We start from the raw sequence: 17502 nt of genomic DNA on the forward strand, positions 1-17502 counted from the left end.
CGCGGCATCAGGCCAGGCGTTTCTGGCCTGCCAGCCAGAAGGCGGCAATGACGATCACCGGGATGGCGAAAAGCGCGAATTTGGTGACGGTGAGCGCCGAAGCCAAAGACAGCGAGTCCGGATTCGCCGACAGGAAATCGGACAGAAGCCGCGCTACCGCGATGTTCTGGGCGTAGTCGGCAAGCGTGTAGGGCAGCACCAGGACCAGCGCGAAGATCGACTGCAGCTGCACCGGCTGCACGCGGAAAGCCTTCAATCGCCGGCCGGTGGCCAGGATCAGGCTGACCAGCGTCACAGACAGCAGCGCCGGGAACAACAGATCGAAGGTCAGATAGTGCCAGACGAGAATGATCTCGCCGCCGCGCCGGCCGAGTGCCGTCAGCCAGGCCATGCCTTCGTCCGGAGTGAAACCGAAAATACGCATGTCGAGTGATGGCAAGCCGCCGCTCAACTGGCGGAAGTAGAGGAATTCCATAGCCGTCATGGCGATGAAAACCACCGCCGACAGGAAACAGAGTGCGCCTGCGTGGCGCGGCAGCCGCAGGATCGTTGCCGTCAGGCTCCGCCCGAGCCCGTACTGGTCAGGCTCCGCCGGGATAGTTCGGGCTTTCGCGGGTAATCGTGACGTCATGGGCGTGGCTTTCACGAAGTCCGGCATTGGATATGCGCACAAAGGTGGCGCGCTCGCGGAAATCGGCAAGGTCGCGGCCACCAACATAACCCATAGCGGCTTTCAGTCCGCCCGCAAGCTGGTGCAGCACACCAGACACAGGTCCTTTGTAGGGAACCTGCCCTTCGATGCCTTCCGGGACCAGTTTCAGCGTGTCGCGCACCTCGGCCTGGAAGTAGCGATCGGCGGAGCCGCGGGCCATGGCGCCGACCGAGCCCATGCCGCGATAGGCCTTGAAGGAGCGGCCCTGATGCAGATAGACCTCGCCCGGGCTTTCGTCGGTTCCGGCCAGCAGCGAGCCGATCATGGCCGCACTGGCGCCTGCGGCCAACGCCTTGGCCAGATCGCCGGAATATTTGATGCCGCCATCGGCGATCACCGAGACGCCGGATTTGTGCGCCGTCTCGACCGCCGACATGATGGCTGAGAGCTGCGGCACGCCGACGCCGGCAACGATGCGGGTGGTGCAGATGGAACCCGGGCCGATGCCGACCTTGACGGCGTCGGCGCCGGCGTCGATCAGCGCCTGCGTGCCCGCGGCGGTGGCGACGTTGCCAGCCAGGATGCGGACGGAGTTGGATAGTTTTTTCGCCCGCGTGACGGCGTCGAGCACGCGTTGCGAGTGGCCATGCGCGGTGTCGATCACCAGAAGGTCGACGCCGGCATCGATGAGGCGTTCGGCGCGCTCGAAACCGTCATCGCCGACGCTCGTGGCGGCGGCGGCGCGCAGGCGGCCCTGTGCGTCCTTGGTGGCGTGCGGGTTGAGCTGCGACTTCTCGATGTCCTTGACGGTGATCAGTCCGACGCAATTGCCCTGCCTGTCGACGACCACCAGCTTTTCGATCCTGTGCTGGTGCAGGAGGCGCTTGGCCTCGTCCTGGTCGACGTTCTCCTTGACCGTGATCAGGTTGTCACGGGTCATCAGTTCATGGACCTTCTGCGCCGGATCGGACGCAAAGCGCACGTCGCGATTGGTCAGGATGCCGATCAGCCGGCCGATCTTGTGGCCGCCGCTGCCGCCGTTCTCGACCACCGGAATGCCCGAGATCGAATAGCTGCGCATCAGGCCCAGCGCGTCGGCGAGCGTCGCGTCGGGGCCGATGGTGACGGGATTGACCACCATGCCGGATTCGAATTTCTTGACCTGCCGCACCTGCTCGGCCTGTTCGGCCGGCGAGAAATTGCGGTGGATGACGCCAATGCCGCCGGCCTGGGCCATGGCGATGGCAAGCCGCGCCTCGGTGACGGTGTCCATCGCCGCCGACAGGATCGGCACATTCAGGTCGATATCGCCGGCGATGCGGGTGCGGACATCGGTTTCGCCGGGCATGACCTCGGAATGACCCGGCTGCAGCAGCACGTCGTCAAAGGTCAGCGCCAATGCGCCGGTGGACGTTTCGATGATTTTTGCCATGGCCAGTCCCTTGAACATAAAAAGCGGTGGGGGAATACAAAAAAGCGCTGGACCGGAATGGACAGCGCCGACTCGTTTCTTCCCTTTCAGGATTGGCGCTGGCTGGTACCACGTCCAAGCACCGATGAAAAGCGGATGATTTCACGCTCCCGGAAAGGTGACTTTCCGGCGAAGGGATGCCACCTGTGGTTGCCGGTCGCACAAAAGTGACAGCAAATTAATGCGACATCCCGGCGAAGGCATGGTAACCGCCCGCCTCAGGGCCGACATGCAACCGGCAACGCAACATTCAAGTCTGGACGCGTTCCTTGAACCGCACCATCCCGCTTATATTGGCGGTCGCCCTTTTCATGGAAAACATGGATTCGACTGTTATCGCGACATCGCTGCCGGCGATCGCCGTCGACATCCACACCAGCCCGATCGCGCTCAAGCTGGCCCTGACCGCCTATCTCGTCTCGCTGGCGATCTTCATTCCGATTAGCGGCTGGATGGCCGACCGTTTCGGCGCCAAGAATATCTTTCGCGCCGCGATCGCCGTCTTCATCGTCGGCTCGATCGCCTGCGCGCTCTCCGGTTCGCTGCCGGCTTTTGTGGTCTCGCGCTTCCTGCAAGGCATTGGCGGCGCCATGATGACACCGGTCGGGCGGCTGGTGCTGGTGCGCGCGACACCAAAAAGCGAACTCGTCGCGGCGATGTCCTGGCTAACCGTTCCGGCGTTGGTCGGACCGTTGGTCGGGCCGCCGGTCGGCGGCTTCATCACCACCTACTTCACCTGGCACTGGATCTTCCTGATCAATGTGCCGATCGGCCTGATCGGCATCTGGCTGGCGACGCGTTTCCTGCCGGAGACCGAATCGATGGAGACGCCGCCGCTCGACTTCCTCGGCTTCGTGCTAAGCGGGCTGGCGGCATCCGGCGTGGTTTTCGGCCTGTCGGTGGTGAGCCTGCCCTATTTGCCGCCGGCCACCGGCCTTATCACCGTAGCGGTCGGCCTGCTGTCGGGCGCGCTCTATCTGCTGCACGCGCGGCGCGCCAAAAATCCCTTGCTGGCGCTCGAATTGTTCCGCAACCAGGTGTTCCGCTCCTCGGTGCTTGGCGGCGGACTGTTCCGCATCGGCATTGGTGCCGTGCCGTTCCTGCTGCCGCTGATGTTCCAGATCGGTTTTGGGCTGACGCCGTTCCAGTCCGGCATGATCACCTTCGTCTCGGCGATCGGCGCCATCGGGATGAAGTTTGTCACCGCGCTGATCTTCCGCGTCGCCGGCTTCCGCCGCGTCCTGGTTGTCGGTTCTCTGGTCGCCGCCGCCTCGATCGCCATCAACGGCCTGTTCACACCCGACACACCCTATCTCTTGATGCTGGCCATGCTGCTCGTCGGCGGCTTCATCCGCTCGATGTTCTTCACCGGCGTCAATGCGCTCGCCTATGCCGAGGTTTCGGCTGAAGACACCAGCAAGGCGACACCGATCACGGCGGTGTTCCAGCAGTTGTCCGTCGCGCTCGGCGTGGCGCTGGCCGGCGGAATCCTGGAAGTGTCCACAAGCCTGCACGACCGATCACTGACGCTGGCGGATTTCCACACCGCGTTTTTCGTCGTCGCGGCGATTTCGGCCGCCGCGTCGCTGTCGTTCATGCGGCTGGCGCCCGATGCCGGCAACGCCATCTCCGGCCACGGCCGCCTGACCACACCCAAGACGCTGGAAACGAGCACGGCGGGGAAGTAGTTTCCTCTTGCCTTCTCCCCTGTGGGAGAAGGTGGATCGGCGCGAAAGCGCCGAGACGGATGAGGGGTGTTCCAGCGGAGTGAAACGTTGGCGCTCCCTGGAGCTCATCCGTCGCCTTCGGCGACACCTTCTCCCAGGGGAGAAGGAAGATCTCGCCCTTTGAAATCCTTGGCCAGCAAATAAAGCTCGACCGATTCATCCCGCGACGCCGGCGGCTTGACGTGATGGACCGAGCGGAAATTCTTCTTGAGCATGGAGAGCAGTTCGTTTTCGGCGCCGCCCTGGAAGGTCTTGGCGAGGAAATGCCCGCCCGGTTTCAGGACGGAGAGCGCGAAATCGGCCGCCACCTCGCACAGATGCATGGTGCGGATATGGTCGGTCCGCTTGTGGCCGGTGGTCGGTGCCGCCATGTCGGACAACACGATATCGGGATCCCCACCCAGCGCCTCGGCCAGCTTCTGCGGCGCCTGCGGATCGAGGAAATCCATCAGCAGCACCGGTGCGCCGGGCACGGCGTCCATTTCGAGATAATCGATGCCGATGACATGCGGCTTGTCGGCCGTCGATTTCGTCCGCGCGGCGGCGACCTGGCACCAGCCGCCGGGGGCCGCACCGAGATCGATCACCTTCATGCCGGGTTTCAACAGATGATGCTTGTCGTCGATCTCGATCAGCTTATAGGCCGCGCGTGAGCGATAACCGTCGGCCTTGGAGCGCTGGACATAGGGATCGTTGATGTGGCGCTGCAGCCAGCGGCGCGACGATTCCTTCAGCCCGCTCTTCTTCTTGATCCGCGTCTTCAGCACGCGAATGCTGGCGGATCCTGGTTTTTCCGGTTTCTTGGTCATTGCCTGATTTCTGGTCCGGGTTTTCTCGCTCGTCGAGTTGTGTTCATTTTTCGACGTCTGCGCGTTTCGTCAACGGCTTCCCCCACTCCGTCTCGGCTTCGCCGAGCCACCTCTCCCCCTCCGGAGGGAGAGGAAGGGAGCCAGCCTGCATAAGTTCACGCCTTTCCTCTCCCCGTCGATCGGGGGAGAGGTGTCGAGCGTAGCTCGACGGAGTGGGGGTCTACTGTTCACGCTCTGCCACGCCCATCGTTGCGCCAGACGCCATCATCGGCCATCAGTTCGCTCAAAATACCTTCCCGCAGGCCACGATCGGCGACGCGCAGCCGCTCGGACGGCCATACGGCGCGGATCGCTTCGAGGATAGCACAGCCGGCCAGTACCAGATCGGCGCGATCGGCACCGATGCAAGGGTTGGCGCAGCGCTGCTGGAAATCCCAGCCAACCAGTCTTTCGACCATGCGGTCGACGCTGTCGCGGTCCATCCACAGCCCGTCGACACGGCGGCGATCGTAGCGCTCGAGTTCAAGGTGGACACCGGCCAGCGTCGTCACCGTTCCGGACGTGCCCAGCAGATGGAAATTCGGGCTGGCCTTGAGATGGTTCAGCCGATCGCGACCGTCGAAGCTGGCCAGCCGGCCGGCAACGTCATCGACCATGGCGGCGAAGATCTCGCGCGTCACCGTGCGGCCGCCAAAGCGCTCGGCCAGCGAGACGACGCCGACCGGCAGCGACGTCCACGATACGATATGATTGGCCAACCTCGGCGAACGGCGGCCGGCGAGATCGATGAGCGCGATTTCCGACGAACCGCCGCCAATATCGAACAGCACGACGCCTTGGGTGTCGCGCTCGACCAGCGAGCCGCAGCCGGACACCGCCAGCCGCGCCTCGGTCTGGCGGTCGATGATCTCGAGCTTCAGGCCGGCCTCGCGTTCGACGCGGTCGATGAATTCGACGCCGTTTTCGGCCGTGCGGCAGGCCTCGGTGGCGATCAGCCGGGCTTTTCTGATCTTGCGGTTGCGCAATTTGTCGCCGCAGATTTTCAGCGCCTCGACCGCGCGGTCCATCGCCGGCTGGCCGAGCCGGCCATTGGCGGTGAGCCCCTCGCCCAGCCGGACGATGCGCGAAAAGGCGTCGATGACGCGGAACTGGCCATGCCGCGTCGGCACGGCGACCAACAGCCGGCAATTGTTGGTGCCGAGGTCAAGCGCCGCAAACACCGGAAGCTCATGGACCGGCGGCCGACGGGCGCCTTGTTCCGGCCGCGGCACAAGAGCGGCGGGCGAGACCACCGCTTCCGCCGGTCTGTGGGCCTCCGCCGCCGGGGCACCGGTTTTGCCTGGCGCCGGCGATCGATTCTCCGCGGGACGCGCTTCGTCGCGCGCAAAAACCTTGCGCCCGCGCCTTCGCTTGCGCCGCTTCTTGGGCTTGCCTTTGTGGGGTGCGTCGCCCGCCTGCCCGTCTGCCGAGCGGAGCTCCGTCGGGCGGCGTTGCTGCCAGCTTGCGTTCCCCGGGTCAGCCGACCGCTGGGAAGCGCTGGACACGCCCACCTCCGGCGCGCCGGCGCCGGTATCGTGGTCTTCCACTGTCGTTCCTTCCGGCGCCGCGCGAACCTATGATGGACGCAGCAGGCGCTTCAGTGTTTTAAGTTGTCGCCAGACTAACAGCGCCGTGCCCGATCACCAAGAGCCGCATGCCGAATTTTACCGGCAGGCCGCTGACCGCCGTTCCGGTGCGGCCGCGTGATGGATCCGCACGCCGCAGTTGCCGGCGCTATGCCTACCGGCATCTCTTTTGGCCGCTCACTGCGGCAAATCTTGCCGGCCGCCGCTGCGACAAGGGTTCGCGGTTGAATAGCCGGCTTCGATGAGGCATTTCTGAAATGAGCGGAAGAATCCGGCGCAGCCGGCCTCCCACCAGCCACGAAAGGAAGCGGACCCCGCAACGCATGGCAGTCAGGCAATGAACTGGAGACGCTATTTCTGGCCGGTCGTCGGCATCGCGGCGGTGATCTTCTCGCTGCTGCTGCTCTGGCACGAACTGCGCGGCATCTCGCTCGACGATGTCTGGGACGGCATCGCTGCCATTCCGACCCGCGGCTGGGTCCTTGCCGCGCTGAGTTCGATCATCGCCTATGCCTCGCTTGCCGGCTACGATCACATCGCGCTTCTGCATATCGGCAAGCGCGTGTCGTGGCTGTTCGTCACGCTGTGCTCCTTCACCACCTATGCGCTGTCGCACAACATTGGCGGTTCGGTGTTCTCGGGCGCCGTCATCCGCTACCGCGCCTACGGTACCAGGGGCCTGACCGGACAGGATGTCGGCGTGCTGGTGGCGGTCTGCTGGATCACCTTCGTGCTGTCGACGATTTTGGCCTCGGGCCTCGTTCTGGTGTTCGAGCCTGAGATACTCGACCGATTTTCCGGCATCGCCCATCATGGCCTGTCCGAAGCGGCCGGTATCGCGATGCTGCTGCTCGTCGCCGCCTATGTCTTCGGCAGCTGGCTGCATCTGCGCCCGCTGAAGGTCGCCAGCTTTCAGCTGCATTATCCGGCGCTGCCGATCGTCGCCCGGCAGTTGCTGATCGGCCCGATCGAACTGCTGGCCGCCGCCGCGATCATCTTCTTCGCCCTGCCCGCAGCCCACAATCCCGGCTACTTCGTCATACTGGGCGTCTTCCTCGTCTCCTTCTCGATCGCGCAGATCTCGCATGCGCCGGGCGGACTCGGCGTGTTCGAGGTGGTGTTCCTCGCCGGTCTGTCGGACATGGATCCGGTCGGCGTGCTGGCGGCGCTGCTGGTGTTCCGGCTGTTCTACCTGATCGTCCCGCTAATTCTGGGCCTGGGCGTGGTGTTGTTCTTCGAACGCTCGCAGTTCAGCCGGACGGAGCCTTGAAGGCTGGAATTGGACTAGGCGCCGCGCGCCGGCATCTGAAGTGTGGCGTCCTGTCGAAACGTGCCATTGAAGCACAGAGCAGGCTTGACTATTTTCCGCTGGCGGCTACAAGGCAGCGCTCACAGCGGCTTGCCCGCTCGGCCCGCACGGTTTTCACGTTTATCGTGATATTCAAGATCGTGCCTGCTGGGGAATAGGTTAACGGTAGACCCACGGACTCTGACTCCGTTAGTCCTGGTTCGAATCCAGGTTCCCCAGCCACTCCTCTTCTCTCGATCAAAACAATCACCAACGCTCATCATCGTGAAATGCTCCCTGGCGACCACCTGACGGGATCCCAGCTATGGTGGGTTGCGGCGGGGTGACATTTATAGGATCGTCAAAGGATCGAAATTATCGAAGGAAGAACGGAATGCGCGCTTTGGTCTTCATCGGATTTCTGATGTTCGTTACTTTCTTGGTTGGCTGCACGACAGACAAGGGGAATGCCAGTCAAACCCAGACTGCGGAAGACAAGGCGCAGTGTACCGGCTTTGGTTTTAAACAAGGCACGGATGCTTTTGCCAATTGCATGATGAAGCTTTCGTCGCAGCGACAAGGCCAACAGCCCCAAGATCACGATGCACTCCTTCGCCGGTATAAGTCCTTAAGTATGGCTCGGCGCGGTGATGATCGGTATCCTGTATGCAGCGCCTCCGACATGGACAATGAACTCGATACTTCGGCAAATAAATGGATTGGCCCCAATTGCCAGATGGCACCAGATTAAGCGAGTGGAGTGCTGTACCAGCGACCCCGTCGAACGCGCCAAGCGTGAAATTCAAGACACCGCCAGCAACACCAGTCGATCCGACGAGCCGGCATATTTATTCCGGCGTTCGCCGCATCGCGCGCCGTGTCGTCACTTACCCTGCCTTCCTGTAGGCCGCCTCGGCTGCGTGATTTCCTTCGATGAAGCCGAGGCCGATTCCGGTCGCGCTCCACTCCCGGCACCCGGCCTCTGCTACATCGAGGAGCATGGAGCAAACGCGTAATGGTCAGTGACAGCCGATTCATTCTCGAACGCATCAGCCAAGGCTGCGTGACGCTCTCCGACGACGAATTCGTCATCGACAGGCTGGTCAAGTATTTCGGCAATGGCAGGATCCGCTGGCATGTCGAAATCCGCGGGCATCGCATCGAGCTGACGACAGGCCAGCTCAAGAAGCAGCCGACCTTCCGCAGGAAGATGCTCGAACAGGCTGGGATGCTGCCGCCCCAGCGTGCCGGGACCGACTACAGGCGATGGGCACTCGATCTGAGGAAGAATGCGGTCGAGCTTCCGTGGCGGGATAGGCCGGTGGACGTCGGCTTCGCCATCGACAGGCTCACCAGCCACGGCGACGGGCGCTGGACGGTCGAATACCAAGGCAAGACCATCAAATTCACGACGACGAAACTCCGCAGGCAGGTGAGTTTCCGCAAACGCATGCTGGCCAAGGCCAAGGTGCTGCCGCCCGAGTTGACCCCGGCTGCTTATCGGAAGTGGATGGACTGGCTCATCCAAAACGCCACCGAGGCTGCTCCGCAGGCCGGCGATGCCTTGATGACGGAGAAAAGCTGGCTTGACGACCTGCCTGAGCTAGCCGGCTGGCAAAACGAAACGGTGCCCGAAGAGACCGGCTAAGGGCGGCGATAGTCTCCAATGCAAGCAGCGATGGCACTCGTTGCGTTTGCCATGCCTGCCAGTTTCGGCACACATTGATGGCGAAGGAGTCTGACCAGAGCTGGCTCGCTGGCAATCAGAATTGAAATGAGACGACATGGACCGCTTCGACCTCGGCACCTACCGCCGCCCCATCTCCACTCGCTCGACAGAAACCCAGCGTTGGTTCGATATTGGCCTTAACTGGTGCTACGGCTTCAACCATGAGGAAGGCATCAAGTGTTTTGAGAAGGCGCTGGAGACGGATCCTCACTGCGCGATGGTTCACTGGGGCATCGCCTATGCCGCTGGACCTTTCTACAATCTGACCTGGAAGGAACATGGCGAGGCCGAGGCCGACAGCGCGACCAAGCGCTGCTTCGAGCATGTCCAACTGGCCAGGGCCAATGCGGCTTCCGCCAGTGAGATCGAGAAGCGGCTGATCGAGGCGCTGGCCGCCCGCTTCCAGAAGCCACACCGGGTGAGCCTGGAGGAATTCGAACGTTGGGATGACGCCTATGCCGCCGCGATGCGGCTTGTGTATCGGGACTTTCCCGATGACCATGATGTGATGGCACTGCTGGTCGAAGCACTGATGATGCGCACGGTGCGGCGGCTGTGGAACCTCAAGACCGGCGCGCCGGCGCCGAATTCCGATGTCGTCGAGGCGCTCGACGTCTGCGAGCGGTCGATCCGGCTTGCCGATGAGGCCGGCGCAGCACAACATCCGGCGATCGTCCACCTGCACATCCATCTCCTGGAAATGTCCACGATGCCGGAGCGCGGCATGCGGTCAGCGGATCTGCTCGGCGAGATGTGCCCCGATGCCGGGCACATGAACCACATGCCGGGGCACATCTATGTGCTGTGCGGCGAGTATGAAAAGGCAAAGCGCGCCAGCGAAAAGGCGGTGCGCGCCAATGACCTCTATCTCGCCTATGCCGACGAGCCGACCTATTATTTGCTCGGCTGCTGCCACGATCTGCATCTGATGATGTTCACCTGCATGTTGTCGGGCCAGTACCAGCCTGCATTGTGGGCGGCCGACAGAGTGCGCAGCCTGGTCGCGCGCGACGTGGTCGCCATCCAGGGCCGGCCAAAGCTCACGCAGACGGTGGAAGGCTACCATGCGATGAAATCGCATGTGCAGGTGCGCTTCGGCCGCTGGCAGGAGATCATCGACGAACCGATCACCGAGGAGCCGGGCCTCTATGTGCTGACGGCGGCCATGCAGCGCTACGCCAAGGGTGTGGCGCATGCGACGCTCAAGCATTTCGCTGAGGCTGAACGTGAGCGCGAAGAGTTCCATCGGCATCTGAAAGGCATTGCGCCCGAGCGGCGCTTCCTCAGCAACCCGGCGCAAGCTTCGCTGGCTGTCGGTGCCGCCCTGCTCGACCGGCGAGCTGGCGTACCACCAGGGCCGGCATGAGGAGGCGTATGGCCATTTGCGGCAGGCGGTCGAGCTTGACGACAATCTGTCCTACACCGAGCCGTGGGCCTGGATGCACCCGCCGCGCCATGCGCTGGCGGCGCTGCTTCTCGACCAGGGTCACGCGCAGGAAGCAGAACAGGTCTATCGCGACGATCTGGGCCTGAGCGGCACGGTGCAGCGCTGTGCCCAGCATCCGAACAATGTCTGGGCATTGCACGGGCTTGTGGAATGCCTGAAACGGCGCGGCGAGACCGATGAATTGCCGACATTGCAGACAAGCCTTGCAGCGGCGCTGGCCAAGGCGGACGTACCGATCACCTCGTCCTGCCTGTGCAGGACGAGCGCGCAGCAAGGCTGCTGTCACTGACGCGAAGTCTGCCTGTCGCCACTGTTGCGGCCGATCGGCTAGAGCAATTCCAGGAAAAGTGTGAAACGGTTTTCCGTCCGGAATTGCGTCAAAACAAGGAGTTAGAGCGGGTCGCCGTTTCCGTGAAACGGTGAACTGCTTTAGCCAAACAATTGTCGACCAGATCGTCGTTGGCGGTGGAAACCTCGCCGCCCGGGTATGTCACCTGCCGATCAGCCAAGGCTCCATGCTGCGTCGTCCCACGCCTTCGATCAGCACGGAGCAGTCTATCTCATCGTGAAGTTGGGCGTTTGGGTCAGACGAAAGCCAGGAAGCATAGGAGCGAAGCTGCTTGAGCCTGGCTGTTTTCTCAAGCCGTGCCTGGCGCTCATCCTCGGCTGGTTGAGCCGGTCCTTTGTTCTTCTGGGCAGGAAATTGCATCCTGGCTCTCCTCGGTCACCGAGCCTGTGGAGACGGACTCAATCGGGCGTTGGCCCGTTGTCGCTCCGGTCTCTGCGGTTCTGAAGCCAACACATGCGCTGACGGGAGTCGCCATTCATCTTGATGATGGCGGCCCCTTATCAACAATGCACCCGCGCCACCGCCGGGTGCTCCTGGTCCGGGTTCACTGCGCGCACAGCACTCGGCAGTCGGACGCAACTGCAGGAAATGGAACCAGATCGGCCGTGCGACGTCATAGAAGCAGGTGCCCATACGGGAGTGTGACCTCCATGATCAGGCTCGTTCTTGTCGCGGTCGCCATGCTCGTCATCGCATGCGATGCAACGGCGGCGGCAAAACTGGACGCGGCCGCCGTCAACAACGCCCAATTTGACGGCAGCGAAGCGAAAGGCGTCAGTGCGACCGTGCTGAAGGCGCAAATCCTCCTGGATCGTGCACGCTTCTCGCCAGGCCTGATCGATGGCCGCCAGGCGGAGAACTTCACCCGGGCAGTCAGTGCGTTCCAAGCGGCCAACGGATTGCCTGCCGACGGCAAGCTCACCCGCGAGACATGGGACAAGCTGGTCGCGACCTCCTCGCGCCCCGCGATTGAGACCTACGATTTGACACGCAAGGATGTGCATGGGCCGTTCACCAGGCGAATTCCGGCGCGCATGGAGAGGATGGCCCGCCTGCCCAGGCTGGCCTACCACAATGCCCTGGAAAAGATGGCGGAGCGCTTCCACATCAGCGAGCAACTGCTTGAACGGCTCAATCCCGGCATCGGCTTCAGGAAGGCGGGGCAAAAGCTGCTCGTGCCAGCTGTCACCCGAGGTGATCCGCCGCAAGACATCGCGAGCGTCGAGGTCGACAAGAGCGCTCGCCAGGTTCGGGTGCTTGACCCTTCCGGCAAAGTGCTTGCGACGTACCCCGCCTCGATCGGAAGTCAGGAGAAGCCCGCGCCGAGTGGCCAGGCGGAGGTCAAACGCGTGGTGCACCACCCAACTTATCATTACGATCCCGAGTTTGCCTTCAAGGGAGTGAGGAGCAAGCGCCCCTTCACGATCGCTGCCGGGCCAAACAATCCGGTGGGATCGGTCTGGATCGACTTGTCCATCGATAGCTACGGCATTCACGGGACTCCGGACCCAGGCAAGATCGGAAAGACCTTCTCGCATGGTTGCATCAGGCTGACCAACTGGGATGCCGAAGACCTCGCCTCCGAAGTGCAAAAAGGCACAAAGGTCGTCTTCAAGGACGAAGCGGCAGGATCGGTCGAACAAGGATCGCAGTAGGTAGGCGCTACGGCCTACCCACTTTCGACCGTGTGACTAGTCACACGGTCGTGTGACTGGCGTCGCCGAGGGCGTGGAGCGGCCCCTTACCCCAGCCACTTCTCGTAGTCGGACACCAGCAGATGGATCGGGGCAACGTCTTCGTCGATGTTGGAAAAACGGCCGATCGGTTCGCGAAACACATTGTCGGTGAGATCGTCGTTGACGGTCGAGACCTCGCCGATCAGCACATCCTTGCCCTCGGCCCAAAAGGCATGCCAGACGCCGGGCAGCAGCGTGACGCTCTGGCCCGGGTCGAGCTTCAGGAGCCCGCCCGCAGGCAGCCTGTGGATGGTTCCGTCGACAGGCACCGAAACCTCGGCCTTGGGATCGATGCCGCCGTCGCGGTCATGCATAAACAGTTCCAGCACCAGCTTGCCGCCGCCACGGTTGATGATGTCCTCGGCCTTGATGTTGTGGCGATGCATCGGCGACAGCTGGTCCTTGCGCGAGATCATGATCTTCTCGGCATAGAGCATGCCCATGCCCTTCTTCATGTCCTCGTAGCGGCCGTTGCGAACGGTGAACAGGAACAGGCCGAGTTCCCTGAATTTCTCCTGACCGTAATCGGTGATGTCCCAGCCGAGCCGCGAGGTGAACACCGCCGACGAGTCGACCTGGCGCGCCTTCGCCTCCTGCGGCGACCAATAGGCGAAGGGCGGCATGATGTAGCCGAACGAGCGGATGAAAGCGTCGGCTTCGCGGATGATGTCGTTGATGGCGGAGCGCTTCATGATCATGATCCCTTCGTATCGATTTGTCTGGCAAATCGCATAGCCGAACGTCGATGCGGTGTCGATCCATCTCGCCGCCTGCCCGGCCTTGCGCTTAGGCGCATGGACCACAGATCCGCTTCGCTGGCCGCGTGACATCGCGGATTTTCAGGGCCATAAAACCCGCGGATTCCTCATGGGGTGAAAGATGATGCCGACCGTCCACGACCTCGATACGCCGTCGATTCTCATCGACGCGACGCGCGCCGAAGCCAACATTGCCCGCGCCCAGGCGCATGCCGACAAGAACGGGCTGAAGCTCAGGCCGCATATCAAGACGCACAAATTGCCCTATTGGGCGAAGAAGCAGGTGGCGGCCGGCGCCGTCGGCATCACCTGCCAGAAGATCGGCGAGGCCGAGGTGATGGCCGATGCCGGGCTGACCGATATTTTTCTTCCCTACAACATCCTTGGGCGCGCCAAGCTGGAGCGGCTTCTGGCGCTGCACGGGCGCGTCACCCTGTCGGTGACAGCGGACAGCATGGAGACGCTCGAAGGGCTGGCAGCCACCTTCACCGATGCCGGTCATCGCCTGCCGGTGCTGGTCGAATGCGACACCGGCATGGGACGCTGCGGCGTGCAGTCGGCCGATGAAGCGGTTGCGCTGGCAAGACAGATCGACAGAGCCGGTGGCCTCGCCTTCGGAGGACTGATGACCTACCCGGCCGCCGGGAAGGCAGCGGAGGCCGAAGCCTGGCTCGCCGACGCCAAGCAGGCGCTGGCCGCATCGGGCCTCGCCTGCGAACGCATCTCCAGCGGCGGCACGCCGGATATGTGGCGCTCCAGCGATACATCTGTTGTCACGGAGTATCGTCCAGGCACCTACATCTATCTCGACCGCTATCAGGTCGCCAAAGGCGTCGGCACGCTCGACGATTGCGCGCTGACGGTACTGTCGACGGTGGTCAGTCATCCCACCGCGACGCGCGCTATCCTCGATGCCGGCAGCAAGGCGCTGTCCAGCGACACGCTGGGTCTCGCCGATTTCGGCGAGTTGCCCGGCGTGCCGGGAGCGCGGGTGACGGGCCTGAGCGAGGAGCACGGCACCGTCACGCTTTCGGGTGACGGCAAATTGCGCATCGGCGAGCGCGTGCGTGTCGTGCCCGACCATTGCTGCGTCGTCACAAACTTGTTCAACGAGGTCAACCTGGTCGACGGCGACAAAGTGCTGGAAACGCTGCCTGTGGCGGCGCGCGGAAGGATGGGGTGAACTAAGAAGCGTCTTGCCTTCTCACACAAGGGGAGAAGGGGGAGAGCGCTCCGCCTGCCGAGCCGCGACCCTGCGCATGGCGATAATCCTGCGACGGCGGATTTCGGTGCGCATCGCCATCAGGTGCAGCGCGAAGAACAGCACGGTGAAGCCGAGCGCCATCACCAGAAGCGGCCACAGCAGGCTGGGGTCGATGGTGGAGCCGCCCATGCGGAACACCGAGGCCGGCTGATGCAGCGTGTTCCACCAGTCGACCGAGAACTTGATGATCGGGATGTTGATGAAGCCGACCAGCGTGATGATGGCGGCGGCCCAGGCGGCGCGGCTGGCATCGTCGAGCGCACGGGTCAGCGCGATGATGCCGAGATACATCAGGAACAGCACGAAGACCGAAGTCAGCCGCGCATCCCAGACCCACCAGGTGCCCCACATCGGCTTACCCCAGATCGAACCGGTGATCAGCGCCAGCGCGGTGAAGACCGCACCGATGGGGGCGGCTGATTTCAGCGCGACATCGGCCAGCGGATGCCGCCAGACGAGCGTGCCGAGCGCGGAAACCGCCATCAGCGTGTAGCACATCATGGCCAGCCAGGCGAAAGGCACGTGGATGTACATGATGCGGACGGTGATGCCTTGCTGGAAATCCTCAGGCGCGGCAAAGCTCATATAGAGCCCGACTGCGAGGATCAGTGCGGCGATCGTGGCCAGCCATGGCACGACCTTGTCCGCCAGCCCGACGAAGCGCGTCGGGTTGGCGAGATCCATCCAGCTTGTCAGGCGTGAAGTCGTGTCGCTCATGCGGTTCTACATAAACCGCCGCGGCGTTCGGGGCAATCGAGCGGTGGTGTCGCAGGGCTGCAGCGCTTTGCCTTCTCCCCTGTGGGAGAAAGCAGAGACGTGCCTGATCAGGCGGCCGCTTCCTGCTGTTGCAGCACGGTGCGGCTGAGGCGGCGGACCTCCTCGTCGTTGAGCAGGCCGCCAGCGCGCAGCAGGCTGGCAAAGCGGCCATTGCGCAGCGACAGCTCGGTGAAGCCGCCCATCTCGACCACCCTGCCCTTGTCCATGAACACGACCAGATCGGCGTCGCGAACGGTGGTCAGGCGGTGGGCGATGATGAAGGTGGTGCGGTCGCGGCGCAGTTCGTCGATCGCTTCCTTGACGCGGTCCTCGGTCTCGACGTCGAGCGCGCTGGTCGCCTCGTCGAGCACCAGGATCGGTGCGTCCTTCAGCACGGCACGGGCAATGGCGATGCGCTGACGTTCGCCGCCCGACAGCTGGCCGCCACGTTCGCCAACCACCGTGTCGTAGCCATTGCTCTTGGACAGGATGAAGTCCTGTGCGGCAGCCGCATTGGCAGCGGCATGGATCTCGTCATTGCTTGCATCGGCGCGGCCGACACGAATGTTGTCCTCGATCGAGCGGTTGAGCAAGCCGGCATCCTGGAACACCGTGGCGATCGAATGGCGCACCGACTTGCGGGTCACGGTGCGGGTGTCAATGCCGTCGATCAGGATACGGCCATGGGACGGCGAGAAGACACGCTGCAGCAGGTTGATGAGCGTGGTCTTGCCGGCACCCGTCGGGCCCACGATGGCGACGGTCTGGCCCGCTTGCACCTCGAAGGACACGTCGTCGATGCCTTGGCCGGAATTGGCGAATTCAAAGCCGACATTCTCGAAGCGGACATGGCCGGTGACGTTGGAAAGATCGCGCAAGCCGTCCGGCTCGGCGGAATCAGCCGCGGAGTCCTCGAGATGGTAGAAATCCTCGAGCTTGGCACGGGCCTCGGAGATCTGATTGGCGAAAGCCGACATCTGGTCGAGGCGAGCGATCAGCATCGTGGCAAAACCGGTGAAGGCAATGACGTCGCCGACACCCAACTGACCATGAGTCACGAGATAGGAGCCGATCGACAACACGATCAGCATCGAGATTGCCGATGACAGACGGTGCAAGGCATTGGCCAGCGCCCACCAGTCGAGCACAGGGTTCTGCGCGTCGAGCAGGTTCTTGACGTAGCGGCGCAGCGTATCGGCCTCGTGGCCGAGGCGATTGTAGCTCTGCAGCACCGCAACGTTGCTGACCGAGTCGGTCACATGCGCGAACACCTTGTGGTAGTGGCGCTCGACCGCGGCCTGGCCCGCCTTGGTGCGGCGCATGACCATCCGGCCGATGCCGACATAGAGCAGCCCGAGGCCAAGCAGCACCAGCGACATGCGCAGGTCCATGCTGATCGCGGTCGGGACCAGCAGCACGAGGGCGACAGCCGTGGACAGATGCTGGCGCATGAATTCGAGCCAAAGGCTGAACAGGGTTTCGACGGCGCGCAGCATCGTGTGCAGCGCATTGGAGGTGCCGTGCTGATGGTGCCAGGCGAGCGGCATGGTGATCACGCGCTCGAACGACTCGCAAAGCACTTCGCTGCGCCGAGCATGGGCGAAACGGTCAGCGCCGCGCGCCACCATGACGAAGGCAACGATGTTGAAGGCGCCGAGACCGGCCCACATGACCAGCGTGGTGAAGACAGAGCCACGCTCGGAGATGGCGCCGATGACGCGACCGAACATAATCGGCTCGAGAAGCGCTACGATGGCGAGAGCCACGTTGGCCGAACAGATCAACGCAACGCGTTTCCTGTCCGCGGCCAGATAACCGAGAGCTCGCCAGTAGATTTGCAGAAGGGTCACCCCAGTTACTCCGCCACGCTGTTTATTGTGCACTGCATCAT

Annotated in this window: 14 protein-coding genes, 1 tRNA gene and 1 pseudogene; 8 read left to right on the plus strand and 8 right to left on the minus strand. The window is 63.1% G+C overall.

Translation table 11 applies throughout. From position 1 onward, the window contains the following. Window positions 1-7 precede the first annotated feature (7 nt). Together MESCI_RS22625 and guaB are read right to left on the minus strand one after the other, a co-directional pair. Window positions 8-631, minus strand: coding sequence for a hypothetical protein (locus MESCI_RS22625; RefSeq protein WP_013532285.1), 624 nt, complete (start codon window positions 629-631; stop codon window positions 8-10). Then, window positions 582-2084, minus strand: coding sequence for an IMP dehydrogenase (guaB, locus tag MESCI_RS22630; RefSeq protein ID WP_013532286.1), 1503 nt, complete (start codon window positions 2082-2084; stop codon window positions 582-584). The genes MESCI_RS22625 and guaB overlap by 50 nt, the downstream gene beginning before the upstream one ends. Window positions 2085-2392: 308 nt before the next feature. Here guaB and MESCI_RS22635 point away from each other — a divergent pair, with 308 nt between their 5' ends. Beyond that, window positions 2393-3811, plus strand: a complete 1419-nt coding sequence (locus tag MESCI_RS22635; protein WP_013532287.1) for a DHA2 family efflux MFS transporter permease subunit — start codon at window positions 2393-2395, stop codon at window positions 3809-3811. Window positions 3812-3915: 104 nt separating this feature from the next. Here the strand turns inward: MESCI_RS22635 and MESCI_RS22640 are convergent, their stop codons facing one another. Together MESCI_RS22640 and MESCI_RS22645 are read right to left on the minus strand one after the other, a co-directional pair. Then, window positions 3916-4659 (minus strand): RlmE family RNA methyltransferase, encoded by a 744-nt coding sequence (locus MESCI_RS22640; RefSeq protein ID WP_013532288.1) that lies wholly within the window; start codon window positions 4657-4659, stop codon window positions 3916-3918. Between the two features lie 227 nt (window positions 4660-4886). Further along, on the minus strand, window positions 4887-6245 hold the full coding sequence (locus MESCI_RS22645) for a Ppx/GppA phosphatase family protein (protein WP_013532289.1): 1359 nt from the start codon (window positions 6243-6245) through the stop codon (window positions 4887-4889). 376 nt (window positions 6246-6621) lie between these two features. On the opposite strand from MESCI_RS22645, the gene MESCI_RS22650 reads away from it, so the two are divergent. From MESCI_RS22650 to MESCI_RS22670, 5 genes and pseudogenes are all read left to right on the plus strand, one after another. Beyond that, window positions 6622-7554, plus strand: coding sequence for a lysylphosphatidylglycerol synthase domain-containing protein (locus MESCI_RS22650; protein ID WP_013532290.1), 933 nt, complete (start codon window positions 6622-6624; stop codon window positions 7552-7554). Between the two features lie 187 nt (window positions 7555-7741). Further along, a tRNA-Gln gene (locus MESCI_RS22655) sits at window positions 7742-7815 on the plus strand. A 151-nt stretch (window positions 7816-7966) separates the two neighbouring features. Continuing rightward, window positions 7967-8323, plus strand: coding sequence for a hypothetical protein (locus MESCI_RS22660; RefSeq protein ID WP_024505762.1), 357 nt, complete (start codon window positions 7967-7969; stop codon window positions 8321-8323). A 264-nt stretch (window positions 8324-8587) separates the two neighbouring features. Further along, on the plus strand, window positions 8588-9220 hold the full coding sequence (locus MESCI_RS22665; protein WP_013532291.1) for a hypothetical protein: 633 nt from the start codon (window positions 8588-8590) through the stop codon (window positions 9218-9220). A gap of 136 nt (window positions 9221-9356) precedes the next feature. Continuing rightward, a pseudogene (locus MESCI_RS22670) lies at window positions 9357-11037 on the plus strand (tetratricopeptide repeat protein). A gap of 201 nt (window positions 11038-11238) precedes the next feature. Here the strand turns inward: MESCI_RS22670 and MESCI_RS22675 are convergent. Further along, window positions 11239-11457 (minus strand): hypothetical protein, encoded by a 219-nt coding sequence (locus MESCI_RS22675; protein WP_013532292.1) that lies wholly within the window; start codon window positions 11455-11457, stop codon window positions 11239-11241. Between the two features lie 290 nt (window positions 11458-11747). On the opposite strand from MESCI_RS22675, the gene MESCI_RS22680 reads away from it, so the two are divergent. After that, window positions 11748-12752 (plus strand): L,D-transpeptidase family protein, encoded by a 1005-nt coding sequence (locus MESCI_RS22680; RefSeq protein WP_013532293.1) that lies wholly within the window; start codon window positions 11748-11750, stop codon window positions 12750-12752. Window positions 12753-12838: 86 nt separating this feature from the next. On the opposite strand, the gene MESCI_RS22685 is transcribed toward MESCI_RS22680, so the two are convergent. After that, the gene (locus MESCI_RS22685) at window positions 12839-13525 is read right to left on the minus strand and encodes a D-lyxose/D-mannose family sugar isomerase (protein ID WP_013532294.1); all 687 of its coding nucleotides are present in this window, start codon (window positions 13523-13525) and stop codon (window positions 12839-12841) included. 190 nt (window positions 13526-13715) lie between these two features. Between MESCI_RS22685 and MESCI_RS22690 the strand changes: the two genes are divergently transcribed. Beyond that, window positions 13716-14774: a D-TA family PLP-dependent enzyme gene (locus MESCI_RS22690; RefSeq protein WP_063173644.1), complete on the plus strand. Its 1059-nt coding sequence runs from the start codon at window positions 13716-13718 to the stop codon at window positions 14772-14774. Between the two features lie 21 nt (window positions 14775-14795). Here the strand turns inward: MESCI_RS22690 and MESCI_RS22695 are convergent, their stop codons facing one another. Together MESCI_RS22695 and MESCI_RS22700 are read right to left on the minus strand one after the other, a co-directional pair. After that, complete coding sequence (locus tag MESCI_RS22695) at window positions 14796-15572, minus strand: heme ABC transporter permease (protein ID WP_013532296.1); 777 nt, start codon at window positions 15570-15572, stop codon at window positions 14796-14798. A 107-nt stretch (window positions 15573-15679) separates the two neighbouring features. Then, on the minus strand, window positions 15680-17461 hold the full coding sequence (locus tag MESCI_RS22700) for a glucan ABC transporter ATP-binding protein/ permease (RefSeq protein WP_013532297.1): 1782 nt from the start codon (window positions 17459-17461) through the stop codon (window positions 15680-15682). Window positions 17462-17502 lie beyond the last annotated feature (41 nt).

It is taken from the genome of Mesorhizobium ciceri biovar biserrulae WSM1271 (genome assembly GCF_000185905.1).
Classification (GTDB): domain Bacteria; phylum Pseudomonadota; class Alphaproteobacteria; order Rhizobiales; family Rhizobiaceae; genus Mesorhizobium; species Mesorhizobium ciceri.